17 protein-coding genes are annotated in these 20091 nt (G+C 72.9%); 10 read left to right on the top strand and 7 right to left on the bottom strand.

Annotated elements, in window-relative coordinates:
* Positions 1-48 precede the first annotated feature (48 nt).
* The 3 genes from IG74_RS0133845 to IG74_RS0133835 all read right to left on the bottom strand — a co-directional run bounded on the left by IG74_RS0133845 (position 49) and on the right by IG74_RS0133835 (position 3906).
* A complete protein-coding gene (locus tag IG74_RS0133845) occupies positions 49-1413 on the bottom strand; it encodes an extracellular solute-binding protein (RefSeq protein ID WP_030685028.1) in 1365 nt (454 codons plus the stop codon).
* 133 nt (positions 1414-1546) lie between these two features.
* The gene (locus IG74_RS0133840; protein ID WP_030685025.1) at positions 1547-2236 is read right to left on the bottom strand and encodes a response regulator; all 690 of its coding nucleotides are present in this window, start codon (positions 2234-2236) and stop codon (positions 1547-1549) included.
* Positions 2233-3906, bottom strand: a complete 1674-nt coding sequence (locus tag IG74_RS0133835; RefSeq protein ID WP_051855915.1) for a sensor histidine kinase — start codon at positions 3904-3906, stop codon at positions 2233-2235. The genes IG74_RS0133840 and IG74_RS0133835 overlap by 4 nt, the downstream gene beginning before the upstream one ends.
* Before the next feature lie 209 nt (positions 3907-4115).
* On the opposite strand from IG74_RS0133835, the gene IG74_RS0133830 reads away from it, so the two are divergent.
* On the top strand, positions 4116-5546 hold the full coding sequence (locus tag IG74_RS0133830) for a cation:dicarboxylate symporter family transporter (RefSeq protein WP_030685021.1): 1431 nt from the start codon (positions 4116-4118) through the stop codon (positions 5544-5546).
* Between the two features lie 97 nt (positions 5547-5643).
* Positions 5644-5835: a hypothetical protein gene (locus IG74_RS0133825; RefSeq protein WP_030685018.1), complete on the top strand. Its 192-nt coding sequence runs from the start codon at positions 5644-5646 to the stop codon at positions 5833-5835.
* 3 nt (positions 5836-5838) lie between these two features.
* Here IG74_RS0133825 and IG74_RS0133820 read toward each other — a convergent pair whose 3' ends face one another.
* Complete coding sequence (locus IG74_RS0133820) at positions 5839-6144, bottom strand: DUF397 domain-containing protein (RefSeq protein ID WP_030685016.1); 306 nt, start codon at positions 6142-6144, stop codon at positions 5839-5841.
* A 4-nt stretch (positions 6145-6148) separates the two neighbouring features.
* Entirely contained in the window at positions 6149-7030 is an 882-nt protein-coding gene (locus tag IG74_RS0133815; RefSeq protein ID WP_030685014.1) for a helix-turn-helix domain-containing protein, read from the bottom strand.
* Between the two features lie 177 nt (positions 7031-7207).
* Here IG74_RS0133815 and IG74_RS0133810 point away from each other — a divergent pair, with 177 nt between their 5' ends.
* Positions 7208-7648, top strand: coding sequence for an ATP-binding protein (locus IG74_RS0133810; protein WP_030685012.1), 441 nt, complete (start codon positions 7208-7210; stop codon positions 7646-7648).
* Positions 7649-7680: 32 nt separating this feature from the next.
* Here IG74_RS0133810 and IG74_RS0133805 read toward each other — a convergent pair whose 3' ends face one another.
* Together IG74_RS0133805 and IG74_RS0133800 are read right to left on the bottom strand one after the other, a co-directional pair.
* On the bottom strand, positions 7681-8745 hold the full coding sequence (locus IG74_RS0133805) for a sporulation protein (protein WP_234334537.1): 1065 nt from the start codon (positions 8743-8745) through the stop codon (positions 7681-7683).
* Between the two features lie 174 nt (positions 8746-8919).
* Positions 8920-9612: a TetR/AcrR family transcriptional regulator gene (locus tag IG74_RS0133800; RefSeq protein ID WP_030685008.1), complete on the bottom strand. Its 693-nt coding sequence runs from the start codon at positions 9610-9612 to the stop codon at positions 8920-8922.
* Positions 9613-9752: 140 nt separating this feature from the next.
* On the opposite strand from IG74_RS0133800, the gene IG74_RS0133795 reads away from it, so the two are divergent.
* The 7 genes from IG74_RS0133795 (at position 9753) to IG74_RS0133765 (ending at position 19996) form a co-directional block, all read left to right on the top strand.
* Positions 9753-11444 carry an MFS transporter gene (locus tag IG74_RS0133795; protein WP_030685006.1) on the top strand — a complete coding sequence of 564 codons (1692 nt, stop codon included), beginning with the start codon at positions 9753-9755 and terminating at the stop codon, positions 11442-11444.
* Positions 11445-11511: 67 nt separating this feature from the next.
* On the top strand, positions 11512-13920 hold the full coding sequence (locus IG74_RS0133790) for an NACHT domain-containing protein (protein WP_030685003.1): 2409 nt from the start codon (positions 11512-11514) through the stop codon (positions 13918-13920).
* 91 nt (positions 13921-14011) lie between these two features.
* Entirely contained in the window at positions 14012-15649 is a 1638-nt protein-coding gene (locus IG74_RS0133785; RefSeq protein ID WP_078869258.1) for an AAA family ATPase, read from the top strand.
* Positions 15650-15754: 105 nt separating this feature from the next.
* Positions 15755-16639, top strand: coding sequence for an NAD(P)-dependent oxidoreductase (locus IG74_RS0133780; protein WP_030684999.1), 885 nt, complete (start codon positions 15755-15757; stop codon positions 16637-16639).
* Between the two features lie 54 nt (positions 16640-16693).
* Positions 16694-17146: a MerR family transcriptional regulator gene (locus IG74_RS0133775; RefSeq protein ID WP_030684997.1), complete on the top strand. Its 453-nt coding sequence runs from the start codon at positions 16694-16696 to the stop codon at positions 17144-17146.
* 5 nt (positions 17147-17151) lie between these two features.
* Entirely contained in the window at positions 17152-17496 is a 345-nt protein-coding gene (gene trxA, locus IG74_RS0133770; protein WP_030684994.1) for a thioredoxin, read from the top strand.
* A 247-nt stretch (positions 17497-17743) separates the two neighbouring features.
* The gene (locus IG74_RS0133765; RefSeq protein ID WP_030684992.1) at positions 17744-19996 is read left to right on the top strand and encodes a HelD family protein; all 2253 of its coding nucleotides are present in this window, start codon (positions 17744-17746) and stop codon (positions 19994-19996) included.
* The last annotated feature ends 95 nt before the right edge of the window (positions 19997-20091 follow it).

Here is a 20091-nt window from a genome sequence, read left to right as displayed (position 1 = left end):
GCGCGGCGGCCCGCGGCGGGGCCTCGCGCGGTGCCGTCGCCGGGGCCTTCACCTCTCGATCACCTTGCCGTCCGTCGCCGACCTGACCTCGTCGTCGTAGCCGCTCGCCGCGCCCGCCACGGAGTCGTCACGCGTGGTGACCTTCTCCATGGCCTCCTGCATCGCGGTGGAGACCTTCGGGTACGCGGGGTAGGCGGGCCGGTAGTGGGTGGCGGCGACCAGGCCGGTGAAGAACCGGATGCCGGGCTGCGCCCGCACGTACTCGGGGTCCTTGGCGACGTCCTCCCGTACGGAGATCCCGGAGTTGGCGATGTACCACCGCTTCGCGTTCTCCTTCGTCTGCATCGTCTCGATGAACTCGAACGCGAGGTCGGGGTTGTCCGCCTTCGCCGGGACGGCCCAGGTCCAGCCGCCGGACATGCTGACCTTGCCGGGCGCCTGGCCGTGCTGCGTGGGCATGGCCGCGAGGCCCAACTCCTTGGACCACTCGGGCCATTCGTGCCCGGAGCCCTTGAGCCAGTCCTGCGGCAGCCAGGAGCCGTCGAGGTTGATGGCGAGCTTGCCCTCGGGCAGGAACTCGCCGCGTACGCGCGTGGCCATGTTCGGGTCGAGCGCGTCCTCGACGTCCGGGCCGAGCTTCTCCTTGTAGACGGTCTCGACGAACGTGAGCGCGTCCTTGAACCCCTTGCTGCCCACGACCCACTTCTTGGCCTTCGGGTCGTACACCGGGTCCTTGCCCGTGCCGTACAGGAGCATCTCCAGGCCCTGCATGGCGGAGGTCTCGCCACCGGGCTTGCCGGTGTACACGTTCAGCGGCACGACGCCCGGGACCTTCTCCTTGACCGTGCGGGCGGCGTCCAGGACCTCGTCCCAGTCCTTCGGCTGCCAGTCCTGCGGCAGGCCCGCCTTCCTGAAGATGTCCCTGCTGAACCACAGGCCGCGGGTGTCCGTCCCGTCCGGCACGCCGTACGTCTTGCCGTCCTCGGCCCGCGCCGCCGCCTTGGCCGTGTCGATGAACTTCGGCCACTCCTTCCACTTCTCCAGATAGGGGTCGAGCGGCTTCAAGTACCCGCTGGTGATGTCGGAGTTGATGAGGAAGGTGTCCTCGTAGACGAGGTCGGGCGCGGTCTTCGGGGAGCGCAGCATCTGCTGCACCTTCGTGTAGTACTCGGCGTCCGGCGCCTTGATCGGCACCAGCTTCACCTTCTTGCCCGGATGCGCCTTCTCGAACTGCTTCTTCATGGCCTCCAGGTAGTCGTCCATCACCCGGATCTGGTTGTCCATGGACTGCTTGTACGACACCTTCACGGTGTCCGGGTCGTCACCGGAGCCGCCGCCGCACGCGGTGAGGGCGCCGGCGGCGAGCACGGTCGCGAGGAGGAGAGGGGCGGAAGCGGTGGGGCGCACGGGCACGACCTCCTACGGTCCGGCGCGGCCGCGCTGCCTGCCGCGCACGGCTGCTGCCCGGTGAACGTAAGCGCTTGCTGGAACCAAGGTCAATGCCCTTGCAGCGGCGTGGCGGGCCCGTGCGGGGCGCCGGGGCCCCTCAGGACGGCGGCAGCCACCGGTACACCAGTTCCGGGCGGCCCACGTGCCCGTACTGGGGGCTGCGGGCCGCGCGGCCCGTGTCGACCAGGTGCTCCAGATAGCGGCGGGCCGTGATGCGGGACAGGCCCGTGCTGTCGGCGGCGGCCGCGGCGGTGAGGCCGTCGGGCGGGGCGTCGCGGAGGGTGCGGGTGACCCGTTCGAGGGTGGGGCCGCTGAGGCCCTTGGGCAGGGTGGCGGGCGCCGGGGCGCGCAGGGTCGCGAGCGCGCGGTCCACCTCGTCCTGCCCGGTCGCCTCGCCCGCCGCGCTGCGGAACTCGGCGTAGCGCGTGAGCCGGTCCCGGAGGGTGGCGAAGGTGAAGGGCTTCAGGACGTACTGGATGACACCGAGGGAGACGCCTTCGCGGACGACGGTCAGGTCGCGGGCGGAGGTGACGGCGATGACGTCCGCCTTGTGCCCGGCGGCGCGCAGGCTGCGGGCCAGGGCCAGACCGTGGCCGTCGGGGAGGTTCAGGTCCAGGAGGATCAGGTCGACGGGCCCGCGGTCGAGGGCGCGGCGCGCCTCCGCGGCGGTGTGGGCGGTCGCGGTCGCCTCGAAGCCCGGCACCCGGTTGACGTACAGGACGTGGGCGTCCGCCGCGACGGGGTCGTCCTCGACGACGAGGACGCGGATGGGGTCGGGCACGGTCATCTCTCGGCCCCTTCTCGGTGCGTGGCGGCTTCGGGATGGGGGGCGGCTTCGCGATGGGTGGCGGTGAGCGGCAGCGTCGCGGTGAACTCGGCGCCGCCCGCCGGGGATTCGGCCACCGTCAGCGTCCCGCCGTTGCGGGTGGCCGCCTGGTGGGCCAGGGAGAGGCCGAGGCCGCGGCCGTCGGGCGACTTGGTGGACCAGCCCCGGGTGAAGACCGCCTCGCGGTGGGCCTCGGGGATGCCGGGGCCGGTGTCGGCGACGCGGAGCAGCAGGGAGTCGGGGCGGGCCAGGACGGTCACCGTGACGTGGGCGGACGGCGAGCCCTGGGCCGCGTCGACGGCGTTGTCGATGAGGTTGCCGAGGATGGTGACGAGGTCGCGCGACGCGGGCGCGCTCGGCAGCCGGCCGTCGTCGACGCTGGTGTCGTCGGAGACGACCAGCTCGACGCCGTGCTCGTTGGCCTGGGCGGCCTTGCCGAGGAGCAGGGCCGCGAGCACCGGTTCGTTGACGGCCGCGACGACCTGGTCGGTGAGGGCCTGGGCCAGCTCCAGCTCGGCCGTGGCGAACTCCACCGCCTCGTCGGCGCGGCCCAGTTCGATCAGGGACACCACGGTGTGCAGCCGGTTCGCGGCCTCGTGGGCCTGCGAGCGCAGGGCGCGGGTGAAGCCGCGCTCGGAGTTCAGCTCACCGGCGAGCGCCTGGAGCTCGGTGTGGTCGCGCAGGGTGACCACGGTGCCCTTGCGGTCGCCGCCGGAGACCGGCGAGGTGTTCACGACGAGGACCCGGTCCGCCGTCAGGTGCACCTCGTCCACGCGCGGGGCCGCGTCGAGGAGTGCGCCGGTCAGCGGCGCGGGCAGGCCCAGGTCGGTGACGTAGGCGCCGACGACGCCCTCGTCCGCGTCGAGGAGCTCGCGCGCGGCGTCGTTGATGAGGGCCACGCGCCGCCGCCCGTCGAGCATGAGCAGCCCCTCGCGCACGGCGTGCAGCGCGGCCTCGTGGTAGTCGTGCATGCGGCTCAGCTCGGCCGCGTTCATGCCGTGGGTGCTGCGGCGCAGACGCGCGTTGATGACGTACGTACCGACGGCGCCGAGGACCAGGGCGGCCGCCGCGACGCCGAGGAGCGCCACCAGCTGGCCGCGCGCCTTCGCGGTGATCTCGTCGATGGTGATGCCCGCGCTGACCAGGCCGACGATCCGGCCGCCGTCGTGGACGGGCGTGACCACGCGCACGGAGGGGCCGAGCGTGCCCGTGTACGTCTCCGTGAAGGTCTGGCCGCGCAGCGCCTCCGCCGTGTGGCCGAGGAAGCGCTGCCCGATGCGGGCCGGGTCGGGGTGGGTCCAGCGGATGCCGCGCCTGTCCATGATCGTGACGAAGGCGACGCCGGTGTCCCGCTGCACCCGGGAGGCGTACGGCTGGAGCGCGCGGGACGGGTCGTCGCCGCGGATCGCCTCGCGCACCGACGGCGCGTCCGCGACCGCGCGCGCCGCCGCCGTGGCCTGGCGGCGGGCCGCCTCCTCCGCCTGGTGCCGGTCGCTGAGGTACGTGAACAGGGCGCAGCCCGCGACCACGACCGCCACCAGGACCACCTGCATGGCGAAGAGCTGACCGGCGAGGCTGCGCGGGGCGCGCGGAGCCCGCGGTCGGCGGGTCGGTCGGGAGGCCTGGGACATGGTGCAAGTCTGCCTCGCCGTACCCGCCTGACCTAAAGGAACGTCCGCGAGGAACGCCATGGGCAGCGTTCACGAAGAGCTCCGCGCGAACTCAATGAACGCAAGGGTGACCGCCCTCACACCCCGGGAGATAGTCACCCGGAATCGCCAGGACGTGAGCCGCACGACTCGCGAGGACGCAGTGGTCGTAGTCGCCCAAGGAGGCAACCGTGGCAGATGACAGGACGGCGGCGGGCGCCGCCGGGACCGGCGCGGCACCGCCCGCCGCGGGGACGGGCACCCCGCCCGCGCGGCGGGACCGCACCCACTACCTCTACATCGCCGTCATCGGAGCCGTGCTCATCGGCATCGCGGTCGGCTTCATCGCGCCGGACTTCGCCAAGGAGCTCAAGCCCCTCGGCGCCGGTTTCGTGAACCTGATCAAGATGATGATCTCGCCGATCATCTTCTGCACGATCGTGCTCGGCGTGGGCTCGGTCCGGCAGGCCGCGAAGGTCGGCAAGGTCGGCGGCCTCGCGCTCGCCTACTTCGTCGCGATGTCCGTGGTCGCCCTGGCCATCGGCCTGCTCGTCGGCAACATCCTGCACCCGGGCTCCGGCATGGACCTGACCTCGTCGGACAAGGCCGCGGGCCACGACGCGGCCGACGAGGCGGACAAGGGCCTCGTCGACTTCGCGCTCGGCATCATCCCCAAGACGATGGTCTCCGCCTTCACCCAGGGCGAGGTCCTCCAGACCCTGCTCGTCGCGCTCCTCGTCGGCTTCGCCCTCCAGGCCATGGGCCGCACGGGCGAGCCGATCCTCCGCGGGGTGGGGCACATCCAGAAGCTGGTCTTCCGCATCCTGGGCATGATCATGTGGGCCGCGCCCATCGGCGCGTTCGGCGCGATGGCCGCCGTCATCGGCGAGACCGGCACGGACGCGCTCAAGGCGCTGGCCACCATCATGATCGGCTTCTACGTCACCTGCGCGCTCTTCATCGTGTTCGTGCTCGGCACGCTGCTGCGCCTGGTCACCGGGGTCAACCTCTTCAAGCTGCTGAAGTACCTGGGCCGGGAGTTCCTGCTCATCCTGTCCACGTCGTCGTCGGAGTCCGCGCTGCCGCGGCTCATCGCGAAGATGGAGCACCTGGGCGTGAGCCGCCCCGTCGTCGGCATCACCGTGCCGACCGGGTACTCCTTCAACCTCGACGGCACGATGATCTACCTGACCATGGCCTCGCTCTTCATCGCCGACGCGATGGACCAGCCGCTGGGCGTGGGCGAGCAGATCTCGCTGCTCCTCTTCATGATGATCGCCTCCAAGGGTGCCGCGGGCGTCTCCGGCTCCGGCATCGCCGTCCTCGCCAGCGGCCTCCAGTCGCACAAGCCCGCGCTCGTCGACGGCGTCGGCCTCATCATCGGCGTCGACCGCTTCATGAGCGAGGCCCGCGCGCTCACCAACTTCGCGGGCAACGCGGTGGCCACGCTCCTCATCGGTACGTGGACCAAGGAGGTCGACCGGGACCGGGTCGCCCTCGTCCTCGACGGCAAGCTGCCCTTCGACGAGCGGACCCTCGTCGACGACGAGCACGGGGCGCCTCCGGCGGCGGAGGCCGTGCCCGAGCAGGTGCCGCTGGAGAAGGCGCCGGTGAAGGCGTAGGCCCTCGCGGCAGTGCACCCCAAGTGATGTGCGGCAGCCCCCGGACCCCCGTGGCCCGGGGGCTGCCGATACGACTTCAGAGGAGCTGACCACCCTCATGCGTACTGCTCTCCCCGACCGAGTGCTCGGCGTCTGCGGCCACTGGACCACCGCCCCGATACCCGTGGGGGAGGTCCGGTGCAGGGGCGGCGGCTGGTGCACGCAGTACGTGTGTCCGGACTGCGTGCACACCTCCCACTACCGCCTCGGGCCGCAGTGGGACGACTTGCCGGCGCACCTGCACCGCTGACCGCTACCCTGCGCTGGTCGCGACGCCCGCGAGGAAGGCCCTCCAGGCGGGAAGCCCGAGCAGCAGGGCGGGGCCGCCGGGGTTCTTGGAGTCACGTATGCCGACGCCTCCGTTGCGGCTGGCGCTGGGCTGGTGGGTGAGGTCGGCGACCTCCAGGCAGTTGTTGCCGGTGCCGCCGCTGTACGACGACTTGAACCAGGTGGACAGGTCGGCGACTTCAACGCAGTTGCTGGGGACGCCGTCGCTGTACGAAGACTTGCGCCATGCCTCCTCCGGAGCGAGGCCGAGCGCACTGAAGCGGGTGTTCATGGGGTCACAGCTCCCGTTCTAGTCGGTGCAGGAAGTCTGGGGTGTCCTCGGGCGGCAAGGCGGAGGCGACCAGCGCGTTGAACCGGCGTGTGAAGCGGGCGACTTCGCGCGGCTTGTCCGAGGTGGAGATGGCGTTCCAGGCGCTGTCGATCTGAACCCGGGGAGGGAACCGGTCTCCTAGGTCCAGGATCGCGAAGTCGTTGGTGGCGCGGTACCCCCAGCGGAACGGCAGTACCTGGAGCGTGACGTGTTCCAGCTCCGAGCGCTCCAGGAGCCGCGTGTACTGCTCACGCATCACCTCCGCGCCGCCGACTGGATACCGCAAGGCGGCCTCGCCGAGGATGACATGGAGCTTGACCGGATCCTCCCGGGTGAGCACGTCCTGCCGCCTCATGCGCAGTTCAACGCTGCTGCGGATCCCTTCCGACGTCGTCTCCTCGACCGGCTTCTGGACCTCGTGCAGCGCCGTCGCGTAGCGCTCGGTCTGGAGGAGCCCGTACACGAGCGTCGGGTGGTACGCCGTCATGCTGCGTGCCTCGGGCTCCAGCCCGACGAAGCTCGGCAGCTCGGGCGGTAGCGGCCCGCGGTATTGGGTGAGCCAATCCTGCGTGGACGACTCCCGGTTGAGGTTGATGAAGGAGTTGACGAGGTCCTCGTCGGTGACGCCGTACTTGCTCAGCAGCTTGCGCAAGTCGCCCACGTTCCGGAAGTTGAGGGCGCCGGTCTCGATCCGCTGTAGCGAGGTCTCGGAGATCTTCAGGCCTTGGACGGCTTGCTTCCGTGTGAGGCCGCCTCCACTCTCGCTCTGTCCGCAACTTTCGCGCAACTGTCTCAGCTGTAGGCCCAATTCAAGGCGCTGACTGGTGCGCCCACGCTTCGCCGCCATGCTGCTCGCTCTCGTCGCGCTGTGTGTGCCAGCGGTTGCCGTGCGGCGAGTGTGGCACCGGCTGTCGTGCTCGCGCAGGCACTTGCGCGGATCCAGGCATAGTCCAATGTTCCTCCCCTGGATATTCAATGGGCTTTCGATTGCAGTCGAACGCGCAAGGGCGCGACCGTAATCGGCATGAAGAACCCCACGGCACCCCCACCCCCACCTCCCTCCGCGGCCCACCTCACTCACGCCTGGTCCGCGGGCTACCCCATGACCCCCGCGGCCGCAGGCCTCGCCCGGCAGGGCGCGCGGCGGCGGCTCGCCGCATGGGGGTGGGGCGGCGACGTCGACGACGCCGTGCTCGTCGTGTCCGAGCTGGTCGCCAACGCCACCCGGCACGCGCGCACCGCGGACCACCACCTGTGGCTGCGGCTCGCCGTCACGCAGGGCGGCGCACTGGTCGTCGACGTGTCGGACCCGGTGGGGGAGTTCCCCGACTTCGACTCGGCGGCCCCGCTGGGGGAGGGCGGCCGCGGGCTCCTCGTCGTACGCGAACTGGCGCAGGACGTGGGCTGGTTCCCACGCCAGGGGCAGGGCAAGACGGTCCGCGCACTGCTGCCGCGCAAGGGCTGACCCGTCACCCCCGTACGCCGAGGAAGCACGCGTCAGGCGATGACGTCGAGCTCCCTGCGGGCCCGCTGGGCGAACTCGCGCACGGCTGGCTCGCGCCACCAGGGGCCGAGGGCCGTGCTGAACTCGCGGACGTAGTCCTTGGCCCTGCTGGACTGGACGCGGGCGAGGATGTCGACGGACCGGTGGCCGAGCCGGAGGCCGTGGTCGAGGTCGCGGGCCTGGAGGTGGGCGGTTCCTACGATGGCGAGCCGCATGCCGACGGAGCGGGTGAACACTCCTGGCGGCATCGCGGCGGCCCGCTGGTTCCAGGCCAGGGCCGCTTTGGGGTTGTTCAGGTCGCGGAAGACCTCGGAGGCGTCCGCCGAGAGGCGGGCGTGCTGGTAGAAGTCGATCCACCTGGGCTCGTCACCACTGTCCTGCCGGGCCCGGTCGAGGAGGTCCTCGGAGGCGGCCAGGGCGCGCGAGGCGGCCCGCGCGTCGTGCTCGCGGGCGTGCGCGCGGGCCTCGATGAGCTTGGTGAATGCCAGCACTCTCGGGGCGGCTCGGCCGCTGGCCCGGCTGAAGGCACCCTGGGTCATGTCGATGGCCTCGGAGGCGAAGCCGCGCATGAGGGATTGCAGGGCCATGGTGGTGAGTACGTAGCAGCCCAGCTGCACGTCCGCGCCCGCGCGGGCGAGGCTGAGGGCCTGGATGAAGTGCCGCTGGGCTTCGTTGTGTTCACCGGTGTCGAAGGCGGTCCATCCGGCCAGGCGGGACAGCTCGGCGGTCACGGAGAAGAGTTCGCGTCCGACCGCGTCGCTGAAGTTGCCTTGCAGCAGCGGGGCCGCGCGGTGGTCGAGGCAGGAGGTGACCGAGCTGGCCTTCCAGTTCCCGCCGCCGAAGCGGGAGTCCCAGCGGCGGGCGTCGTCGGCGGCGTCCCGCAGCTCGTCCAGGTCGGCCCGGCCGACCCGGTGGCTCCCGCGGCGTTCGGCACTGTCGTCGGCGGGGGTGACGAGCCAGCGGGTGACGGGGGTGGTGAAGGCGGAGGCGGCGAAGCCGGATCCGGCCATGAAGTCGCGGCGGTTCACGGATCTCCAGAACGTGGTGGCGGCGCTCACGGCGCCGACGGGGTCCCTGGGGAAATCCAACCCCACATCCGCGTCGATTGTCGTCGGCTCGCCCATGCCGATGTCCGCCAGCGCGACCGGCCGCCCCAGCCTCTCCCCGATGGCCTGCGCCAGCAGACGAGGGACCGGCCTCCTGCTGAAGCTCCGGGCAGGCGGGGGCGGAGGTCAGTCCGTCTGCTTTGCCGCCACCTCGTTCACCAGGGCCGTTGCCTCTGGGAGGGGGAGGCCTGCCGCGGTGAGGAACGTGGTCGCGGCCGCCCGGCCCGCCTCCTGGGTGTCGAGGATGCCGTCGTTCACCGCCTCCATCAGGCCGAAGACGATGCTTTCGAGGACGTAGACCAGGGCCCGCGGCGGCACGGCCGTGGTGAACCGGCCCTCGTCCAGGGCGCGTTGGATCATCGCGACGCCCGCCTCGTTCATGGGGGCGAGGCGTTCGCGGATGCCGTCCATGGTGACGGCGCGCTGGGCCAGGGAGAGCAGCAGGCGGTAGCGGTCGGTGACGCGCCAGACGCCGAGCATCGCGGCGGCGATGGCCCGCGTCGGGTCCTCGGTGCCGACGTCGGCGTACGCGGCGGAGTGCGCGGCCAGCACCGCTTCGACGGCCTCGTCGAGGAGCGCGGTGACCAGGGCGTCGCGGCTCGGGAAGTGGCCGTAGACCGTGCGGCGCACCACCCCGGCGCCCCGGGCGATCTGGTCCATGGACGCGTCCGGGTCCCGGGTCAGCTCGGTGTGGGCGACGTCGAGGATGCGGCGGCGGTTGGCGTCGGCGCGGGCCGTGGCGGCGCTCGCGGCCCCGCCGGTGGCAGGCCCTGCCCCGGCGGCCCCGGTGTGCGGCGGCGTCGGCTTCGTACGGCTCATGGCGCCATTGTGCCGCCCCTCCGCGCACTTGCACATCGCTGTGCAAGAAGGCCGCTCGTGAGCTACATTGCACAACGCCGTGCAATTACACAGTGGTGTGCAAGTTCCTGCGATCGAACGTACCCCGAGGGGTGACCCCGATGCCTTTGCTGATCAATGAGCCGGTGGAGCGGATGGCCCGGCCCTACGCCCGTCGCTGGTGGGCGCTGCTCGTGCTGTGCCTGAGCCTGCTGATCGCCGTCATGGCGAACACCGCGCTGACGGTGGCGGCGCCCGACATGACCCGCGACCTCGACCTCAGCAGCTCCGACCTGCAATGGGTCATCGACGCGTACACGGTCCCGTACGCCGCCCTGATGCTGCTGTTCGGCGCCATCGGCGACAAGTACAGCCGGCGCGGCGCGCTCGTGCTCGGGCTGCTCGTGCTCAGCGCGGGCGCGGGCGCGGGGGCGCTCGCCGGCAGCTCGACGGCCGTCATCGTCGCGCGCGGCGCGATGGGCGTGGGCGCGGCGATGATCATGCCCGCGACGCTCTCGCTGCTCGCGGCGACGTTCCCGCGCGAGGAACGGGCCAAGGCGATCACGCTGTGGGCGGCCACGTCCGGCATCGCGATCGCCGCGGGCCCGCTGCTCGCGGGCATGCTCCTGGAGGACCACGGCTGGGCGTCGACGTTCCTCATCGACGTCCCCGTGGCGGCCGTCGCGATCGTCGGCGCGTTCGTCCTCGTACCGCCGTCGAAGTCCTCGTCGGCCGGGCGCATCGACTACGTGGGCGGGCTGCTCTCCGTCGTCTGGATCGGCGCGCTCATCTACATGATCATCGAGGGCCCGGGCTTCGGCTGGGGCGCGAGCGCCGTCACGGCCGCCGTGGTCGCCGCCGTCGGCCTCGTCCTCTTCGTGGTCTGGGAGCTGCGCCACCCGCGCCCCGTCCTGGACGTCCGCAAGTTCGCCGAGCGCGGCTTCTCCGGCTCCAACCTGGCCGTGGCCCTGTTCTTCGTGGCCGCCTTCGGCGCCTTCTACTTCCTCACCCAGCACCTCCAGTTCGTCCTGGAGTACGACCCGCTGGAGACGGGCGTGCGCATGCTGCCGCTCGCGGGCGCGGTGTTCGTCGGCTCCGCGCTCACCGGCTTCCTCACGCCGAGGCTCGGTGCGAAGGTCATGGTCACCGCGGGCATGCTCGGCGGCACCACGGCCCTGGCCCTGCTCACCGCCACCGACGCGACGTCGTCGTACGGGGACTTCGTGCTGCCCCTCGCCGTCCTCGGCCTGTCGATGGGCCTCGCGGTCTCGCCCTGCACGGAAGCGATCATGGGCGCCTTCCCGGAGTCGGAGCTCGGCGTCGGCGGCGCCGTCAACGACACCTCGCTCGAACTCGGCGGCTCCCTCGGCATCGCCGTCCTCGGCTCGGTCCTCGGCACCTCGTACGCCGACGGCCTCGCCGACGAGACCGCGGGCAGCAAGCTCTCGGCGTCCGCCCTGGAACAGGCGCAGGACTCCGTCGGCGCGGGCGGCGGCGTCGCCCAGGCGATCGGCCACCAGGCCCAGCGCATCGCCGAGCAGGCCGCGGGCACCAGCTCCCCGCAGCAGGCCGCCCGGCTGAAGGCCCAGGCCGCCGAACTCGCCCAGGGCGCCGAGCAGATGAAGCACGCCGTGGGCGCCTCGTTCTCCGACGCGGTGGCCCACACCAGCCTGATCGGCGCGGTCATCCTCGGCGTCGGCACGCTGGTTGTGGCCGTGCTCCTGCCGAGGAAGCGGCGGACGCCCGCGGAGCCCGTACGCGACGCGGCCGCCGCCGCGCCCGACACCGTGAAGGAACCCGTGTCACAGGCCTGACGCCGGGGCCGCGCGACCTCGCCGAACCGGTGGTCCGGCGATCAGCGCCTTGCCATGATGCTGACCCATGGAGACGGGAAGGCCGGGACCCGCGGGCCTCCGCCGACTGCTCGGCGGCGGTGTCGTGGTCCTGCTCGCGAGCGGCGTCTGGGCAGGCCTGTCCGTGGCCCGCGGCGGGCTCCAACCCCAGGACGTGTCAGGGGTGTTGGGGCTTCCCCTCGGTGTCCTGGGGGTCCTCGTCGGCGCCGCCGTCAGCCTCAGTGCGCTGCGCCTGCAGCAGGCGACGGACGCACGGGCCGCCGCGCTCGACTCCCTCGCCGGGGCCGTGGCGGAGATCGAGGTCGCCGAGCGCGCGCACATGCTCGGCGACGGCGCGCACCTGATCGACCTGCGCGTCGAGGTCACCCCCCGGCAGGGCGGCGCCGAACCGGCAGGGCCCCAGCGGCTCTCCGACGTGGCGGCCCGGTACTGCTCCGCGCCGGGCCGCCTCGTCGTCACCGGGGCACCCGGCGCGGGGAAGACGGTGTTCGCCGTGCACCTCGTCGTCCTGCTGCTCGCCGCGCGCGGGCCCGCCGACGCGGTGCCCGTCCGGCTCGCCATCGGGGACCTGCCCCCGCCCCGCACCGAACGGCGCTGGTGGCACCGCTGGCGCCCCGGCGGCTTCGAACGCTGGCTGACGGACAGCCTGGTCAAGGTGTACGGCCTGCGGGAGCGCACCGCGGCGGACCTCGTCACGCGGCGCCTCGTCATCCCCGTGCTCGACGGGCTCGACGAGATGGACGCCGACGTCGACGGGGAGTCGGCGAGCCGTGCGCAGCAGGCCCTGGACGAGTTGAACGCCTACGAGTCCGTGGCGGGCAGCGCGCCCGTCGTGCTGACCTGCCGCGAGCAGCGGTACGCGGAGCTGTCCGACCGCTACGCCTGGCTGCGGCGGTCGGCGCTGCTGCGCATCGCGGGCGTCGACGTCTCGGAGGCCCGCTCGTACGTCCGGTCCCGGTCCGACGGCCGGGCCTCACCGATGGACGCGCTGCTCGACGACATGGGCCCGGCCGTCGCGGAGGCGCTCAGCTCGCCGTTCTACCTGGGGCTCGCGTACGCGGTGTACGGGGAGGTGGGGCAGGCCCGCTCCCTGGCGCGGCTGCGCACGGCGGACGAGGTCCGGGAGCACCTCCTGGCCCACTACATTCCGGCGGCCACGCGGGCGGCGAACGCGGCGGTGCGACAGGCACGCCGACGGGTGGCGGGGGTGCGCTCGGCCTGGGCAGGGCGCGGCGAGTACGAGCCCGCCACGGTGCACCGGTGGCTGCACCACCTGGCCGGGGAGGAGGGGAGGATCGCCTCGCTCGGGGAGGCCCTGGGGCTGGTCAGGGCGCGCGTCCTGGCGGGCGTGGTCGTCTTCGCGGTCTGCGGGGCCGCGCTCGTGTGGGGGCCGGAGGCGGTCAGGGGGCTGTTCCCCGAGCCGTGGTGGGACCACCGCCACGGCGCCGTCCTGTCCTTCGCGGTCGCGGGCGCGGGGGCGGTGTTCTGCGGAGCGGTGTTCGTGTCCCTGCTGGTCGACGCCATCTACCCGGAGCCCGCTGAGGGGGTGCGCGGGGCCCGTGCGGGGGCGGGACGGCTGCGGAAGTCCGTCGCGGATCTGGCGTACGTCGCCATGGGCGCGGGTGGGCTTCCGGCCCTGTTCGTCATCGGCGCCGCGGCCGGACGGGATCACTGGCTCGCCGGGGCGTCCGCCCCCATCTGGTACGCGGTGGGTGCCGTGGTGTGCTTCGCGGCCTGCGTGGGGGCGGGGGCGAGCGAGCGGCTGGTCGCCCATGAGGGCTGCGGCGGTCTCGTGGGCTGTGTGGTGCTTCCCGCCCTCGGCTGGGCGACGGGCCTCGTGGTCCGGGAGACCGACGCGTACGCCCTGTGGTTCCTCGCCTGCCTGGTCTTCGTGGTCGTCGCGATCCTCTTGGTGGAGGAGGCCGGGGCCAGTGGCTTCTCCGTCGTGGCGGCGGTGGTGGCGGCCGTCATGGCGTGGTCCTCCGTCACCGTGGCGCCCGGCGGCGGATTCTGGAGCGGCGCCGCGCTCGGTGCCGCCGTCTTCTACGTCCTGGCGTGCCTGTTCCTCGGGATGGGCAGGGCGGCACGGATCTGGCGTGAGGCCCGGCGCGCGCGGCGCGCGGTGCGGCTGCCCGGAGGGCTCAAGCTGACGGTGATCCCGTTCGTCGCCGGAGCGGCGGCGGAGGGGCTGCTCGGCTTCGCCGGTGTCGTGACCGTGACGTTGGCGTGGATGGCGTCGTGCGCGGCGGCGCTGCTCGCCCTGTACGCGATGTGGCTCTGCGCGGCCTGCCTGGGCCGCATCCCGCCCCGCACCGACGCCTTCACCACCTGGGCCTACCACGCCGGGCTCCTGCGCATCGTCGGCGGCGGCTACCAGTTCCGCCACGGCGAGCTGCACGCCTGGCTGGTGCGCAACCCCCGCGCCCCGCGCCCGTGAAATCTCGTTGACGGCGGCGAACGGGCGCCGCCACGCTGAGAATCCTCGGGCCGCCCGACCAGCGGCCGCAGTGCGACGGGGGAGTACACCCATGACCACACGGATCGTCTCCAGCGGACCCGGCGGCGAGGGCGCTCCGGGGAGCGAGCAGGCCGAGCTGGAGCGGGTCGGTGAGCTGTTCAGGCAGTTCATCGACGCCGTGGCGCGCCGCCCGCAGGCCGAGGGCGACGAGCGCGACCTCACCGCGCGCCTGCGCGGCCACCTCGGCGTCGAGCCCGGCCAGGCCCCGGTCGTGAAGGCCGCGTACGCGCCCTACGACCACCCGAACGTGCACCTGGCCCTGGAGCGCTGGTTCGCCGCCGACGGGCGCTCGTACGAGCTGATCGGCATGACCGGCGCCGACCACCGCGGGCACTACACGCTCTCCGAGATCCTCGAATCCGCCAGCCGCTACGACCGGTTCGTGATCGGCGCCGTCGACTACGCGCACCTGCCGGTCTCCCCGGACACCGAACTCGCCTGCGTGTCCTTCGGGTTCTACCTGGGCGCCGAGCGCGCCGCCGACGGCAGCGAGGAGCGCTACGTCGTGCTCCTGCGCGGCCCGAGTGACGAGTACGGCGACGAGAAGGTCCAGCTCGAAGTCCTCGCCGCGGACCGCGGCACTGCGAAGCGGCTGCTCGCCGGGGTCGACGCGCTGATCCGCGAGCACAACGTCCTGCGCGGCCAGGTCCTGTCCTTCGAGGGCGGCGACTTCAGCGAAGGCCTCGGCCCGTTCCGCTTCCACCGCCGACCGGATCTGGCCCGCGAGGGCATCGTCCTTCCCGACGGGCTCCTCGACCGCGTCGAGCGGCACGTCGTGGGCGTGGCCCGGCAGCGCGAGCGGCTGCTCGCCGCGGGCCAGCACCTGCGGCGCGGCCTGCTCCTGTACGGTCCGCCGGGCACCGGCAAGACCCACACCGTCCGGTACCTCCTCTCCGGCATGCCGGACTTCACCGTCGTCCTGCTCTCCGGCGTCACGATCAGGGCGATCGGCCCGGCCTGCGCCCTCGCGCGCATGCTCCAGCCCGCCCTCGTCGTCCTGGAGGACTGCGACCTCGTCGCCGAGGCCCGGGACTACAGCGACGGCGAACAGCCCCTGCTCTTCCAGGTCCTGAACGAGATGGACGGCCTCGGCGACGACGCCGACGTGGCCTTCCTGCTCACCACCAACCGCGCCGACCTCCTGGAGCCCGCCCTCGTGCAGCGCCCCGGCCGCGTCGACCTCGCGGTGGAGATCCCGCTGCCCGACACGGCGGGCCGCCGCCGGCTGCTCGCCCTGTACGGCGCGGGGCTCGGCCTCGACGACGAGGTCGCGGAGGAGGTCGTCGTCCGCACGGAGGGCACCACGGCGTCCTTCACCAAGGAGCTGGTCCGGCGCGCCGTCCTCATCGCCTGCGAGCGCGACGCGGCCCGCACCGAGGCGGTCGACGTACGCGCCGCCCTGGACGAACTCCTCTCGGACCGCGACCTGTTGACCCGGCGCCTGCTCGGCGTACCGGGTGACGACGAGGATGACGAGGACGGCCAGGACGACGACGGATACGACGACGGGTACGGCGATGACGATGACGATGACGATGACGACGGCGGGGGTCCCGGGGCGCTGCCCGACCGCCTCCCCGGCCCGGGGCGCCTCGGCGAGAACGGCGGCGGGTTCTTCACCAGGGCGTCCTACCGCCCGCTGAGGTGACCCGGACGTCGTCCGCCGATCGGCCGCCCATGCTTACCATTTGGTGAGTACCGCACAAAATAGTCGGTACTTGTGAGGGCTTATGTACTCATCAAGCATGGGGGCATGCCTCACGACAACAACCCCAAGAACCCCGTCACCGTCATCGGCCTCGGTGCCATGGGCCGCGCCCTCGCCGGAGCCTTCCTCGACGCCGGGCATCCGACGACCGTCTGGAACCGCTCGGCGGGCAAGGGCGACGACCTCGTCGCCCGGGGCGCCGTCCGCGCGGCGACCGCCGCCGAGGCCGTGCGCGCCAGTGAGCTGATCGTCGTGTGCGTCGTCGACTACGACGCGTCGGCGGCCGTCCTCGAACCGCTGGCCGCCGACCTCGCCGGGCGCACCCTGGTGAACCTCACGTCCGACACCCCGGAGCGCGCCCGCGAGGCCGCCGAGTGGGCCGCCGCGGCGGGCATCGACTACCTGGACGGGGCGGTCATGGTGCCCACGCCCGTCATCGGCACGCCGGACGCGCTGCTCTTCCACGCGGGTCCGCGCGCCGCGTACGACAAGCACGAGCGGACCCTCGCGGCCCTCGGCGGCAACACCACGTACGTCGGTGCGGACCACGGCCTCTCCGCCGTCCACGACCTGTCGCTGCTCGACTTCTTCTGGACCGCGATGTCGGGTGCCGTGCACGCCTTCGCGCTCGCGGCGGCGGACGGCGTCCCGGCCGCCGCGATCGCCCCCTTCATCAAGGCCAACGCCGGTCTCGTCACGTCCATCGTCGACGGCATGGCGGAGCAGATCGACGCGGGCAGCTACCCCGGCGAGGAGGCGAACCTGGCGATGGAGGTGGCGGGCATCGACCACGTCGTGCACGCCGCCGAGCACCGCGGCCTCGACGCCTCCGTGCTGCGCGCCGTGAACGCGGTGGCCCAGCGCGGCGTCGACCTCGGCCACGGCGCCGACAACTGGACGGCGACGGTGGAGGCCGTCCGCAAGCCCTGAGCGGCCCCCTGCATCGCTGGCCTTGACGCCGACGTCAAGGGTTACGGTCGCGGCATGCGCATCGGCGAACTCGCGGCCCGCGTGGGGACGACCACGCGGACGCTGCGGTACTACGAGTCGCGCGGGCTGCTGCCCGCGCGGCGCGACGGCCACGGCCATCGCACCTACGACGACGGCGACGTCCGGCTCCTGGAGCAGATCAGGACGCTCCAGGACTTCGGCTTCGACCTGGAGGAGACCCGGCCGTTCGTGGAGTGCCTGCGCTCCGGGCACCCGGCGGGTGACTCCTGTCCGGCGTCGGTCGCCGTGTACCGCCGCAAGCTGGCCGAGCTCGACGCCCTGATGGGGGAGCTCGGCGCGGTGCGCGCGCAGGTCGGCGCGGAGTTGGCGCGGGCCGAGCGGGCGCTCGCGGAACTGGCCGCCGACGCGGACGCTCCGGGCGGTCCCGAGCCGCTGTGCGAGCTGAGTGACGTACGGGATGACCCGATGAGCGACGTGAGGGGTTGACGGAGATGAGCGGTGTGCGGGCCGAAGGCGTGGCCGAGGTGTCGGACGCGGATTTCGGATTCGAGGTGCTGAGCGGTGAACGGCCGGTGCTCGTGCAGTTCACGGCGGAGTGGTGCGGGCCGTGCCGGCAGCTGGCGCCGGTGCTCGGTGAGCTGGCGGCACAGGAGGCGGAGCGGCTGAAGGTGGTGCGGGTCGACGTGGACCGGAATCCGGAGACGACGGTCGCTTACGGCGTGCTGTCCACGCCGACGCTGATGGTGTTCCGCGACGGCGAGCCGGTGTGGCAGGCCGTCGGGGCGCGGGCGAAGCGGAAGCTGGTGGCGGAGCTGGCGGGGGCGGGCGTGCTCTGAGTCCCGTGCCGGACCGCGCGTAGTCCCGTGCCGGAGCGGGCGTCGTTCCCCGCGTCGTTCCCCTCGTTCCCCGAGGCGAAAGCCGACTTTCTGAAGTCGGCGGCGGAGTAGAGAAAAGCCCTGGACGTGATTGACGTCCAGGGCTTTTCTCTGCGTATAGTGGATTCTTTCGCATTGCTCTGCGCATTTGGGCGCACGAGTACTGCGGGAATCAATATGACAGCACTGTATCTGGCGAGGGGCTGAATTGTCAACCGAGGAATTGCGGGAAGAGCAGCAATTCGTCTCCGGGCTGTACGCGCGCCTCGACGCGCTGCGCGCGGAGGCCGAGTCCGCCGTGAGCGCGTCGCTCCAGCAGGTCGGCAACGGCCTGCAGGCGCGCCTCGAGCGCGACGTACTGGTGGCCGAGCGGTCCGGGCTGCTCGCCGCGCTCGACTCCAGTGAGAACGGGCTGTGCTTCGGGCGGCTCGCGTTCCGCGACGGCCGCGACCACCACATCGGGCGGATCGGCATCCGCGCCTCCGACACGGAGCGCACGCCGCTCGTCATCGACTGGCGCGCGGACGTCGCGCGCCCCTTCTACCTCGCCACCGGGCACACCCCGATGGGGCTGCGCAGACGGCGGCACATCACCACCCGGGGCCGCGAGGTCACCGCGCTGCACGACGAGATCCTCGATCTCGACGACGCGCGCCGCACCGGGCACGAGAGCGCCGACGCCGACGAGGTGCTGCTCGCCGCGCTGGGCTCCGCGCGCACCGGCCGCATGCAGGACATCGTGCAGACCATCCAGGCCGAGCAGGACCGCATCATCCGCGCCCCGCACCGGGGCGTCCTCGTCGTCGAGGGCGGCCCCGGCACCGGCAAGACCGTCGTCGCGCTGCACCGCGCCGCGTACCTGCTGTACGCGCACCGCGAGCTGCTCGCCAAGCGGGCCGTCCTGATCGTCGGGCCCAACCCGGCCTTCCTCGGCTACATCAGCGACGTGCTGCCCGCGCTCGGCGAGACCGGAGTGCTGCTCGCCTCGCTCGGCGAGCTGTTCCCCGGGGTCACCGCGACCGCCGCGGACACGCCCGCGGCGGCCGAGGTCAAGGGCCGCGCCGAGATGGCCGACGTGCTGAAGCGGGCCCTGGAGGACCGGCAGCAGCTGCCCGAACCGGGGGCGCCGCTGATCATCGAGCACGACGACGGCGACCTCGTCCTGGACTGGGAGATCGCCTACGAGGCGCGGGCCGCGGCCCGCGCCGCCGACCTGCCGCACAACCTCGCGCGGCCCACCTTCGCCTTCCACGTCATCGACGCGCTCACCGCGCAGCTCGCCGAGCGCATCGGCCACGACCCGTACGGCGGGCCCAACTTCCTCGGGCCCGACGACATCGCCCAGCTCGGCAAGGGCATCGCGGCCAGCGCCGAGGTGCACGCGGCCATCGAGGAGCTGTGGCCCGCGCTCACCCCGCAGCGGTTCGTCACCGACTACCTGGAGGAGCCCGCGCACCTGACCGAAGCGGACGCCGCCGCCGTGCGCCGGGCCCCCGGCGCGGCCTGGACGCCCGCCGACGTACCGCTGCTCGACGAGGCCGCGGAGCTGCTCGGCAAGGACGACAGCGCGGCCCTGGCCCGCGCGGAGGCGGAGCGGCAGCGGCAGGTCGCGTACGCGCAGGGCGTGCTCGACGTGTCGTACGCGTCCCGTACGTACGAGTTCGAGGACAAGGACGACGAGGAAGCTGAGGTCCTCCTCGCGCACGACATCATCGACGCCGAGCGGATGGCCGAGCGGCAGGAGGAGGCCGACCACCGCAGCGCGGCCGAGCGGGCCGCCGCCGACCGGACCTGGGCGTTCGGGCACATCATCGTCGACGAGGCGCAGGAGCTGTCCGCGATGGCCTGGCGGCTGCTGATGCGGCGCTCGCCGACGCGGTCCATGACGCTCGTCGGCGACCCCGCGCAGACGGCGGAGGCCGGGGGCGTCGGCTCGTGGGCGGACATCCTCGCGCCGTACGTCGCGGACCGGTGGGAGTTCGCGCGGCTCGGCGTCAACTACCGGACCCCCGCGGAGATCATGGCCCTCGCGGCGGAGGTGCCCCGCAGGGCGGGACGGCCCGGCTTCGAACCGCCCCGGTCCGTACGGGCCACCGGCGTGGAGCCCTGGGCCCGGCGCGTGGCCGCCGGCGCGCTCGCGGGTGCCGTCGCGGAGGCCGTCGCGGACGCGCCCCGCGAGGGGCGGGCCGCGGTCATCGCTCCCCGCGACCTCCACGCGGAGCTGGCCCTGAAGCTGCCCGGCGTCACCGCGGGGGAGGCGCCCGACCTCACCCGGGGCCTCGTCCTCCTCGACCCCCGGCAGGCCAAGGGCCTCGAATTCGACACGGTCTTCGTGGTCGAGCCGGCCCGCTTCGACGTCAGCGACCTGTACGTGGCCCTGACCCGGGCCACCCAACGCCTGGGCCTCCTCCACACGTCCGCCCTCCCGGCCACGCTGCCCCCGGGCCTCCCCACGACCTGACCGGGGCCTCGTGAGACTGCGGCTTTGCGCGGGCGGTGGGCCTCGTGGGCCGCCGCCCTGCGCGGAGCCCGGGCTGCCCGCGCCCGGGGTGGGCC

The sequence above is a fragment of the Streptomyces sp. NRRL B-1347 genome (genome assembly GCF_000720325.1).
Taxonomy (GTDB): Bacteria; Actinomycetota; Actinomycetes; order Streptomycetales; family Streptomycetaceae; genus Streptomyces.
Note: the sequence above shows the minus strand (reverse complement) of the source record. Positions and strands in the feature narration are given on the sequence as shown.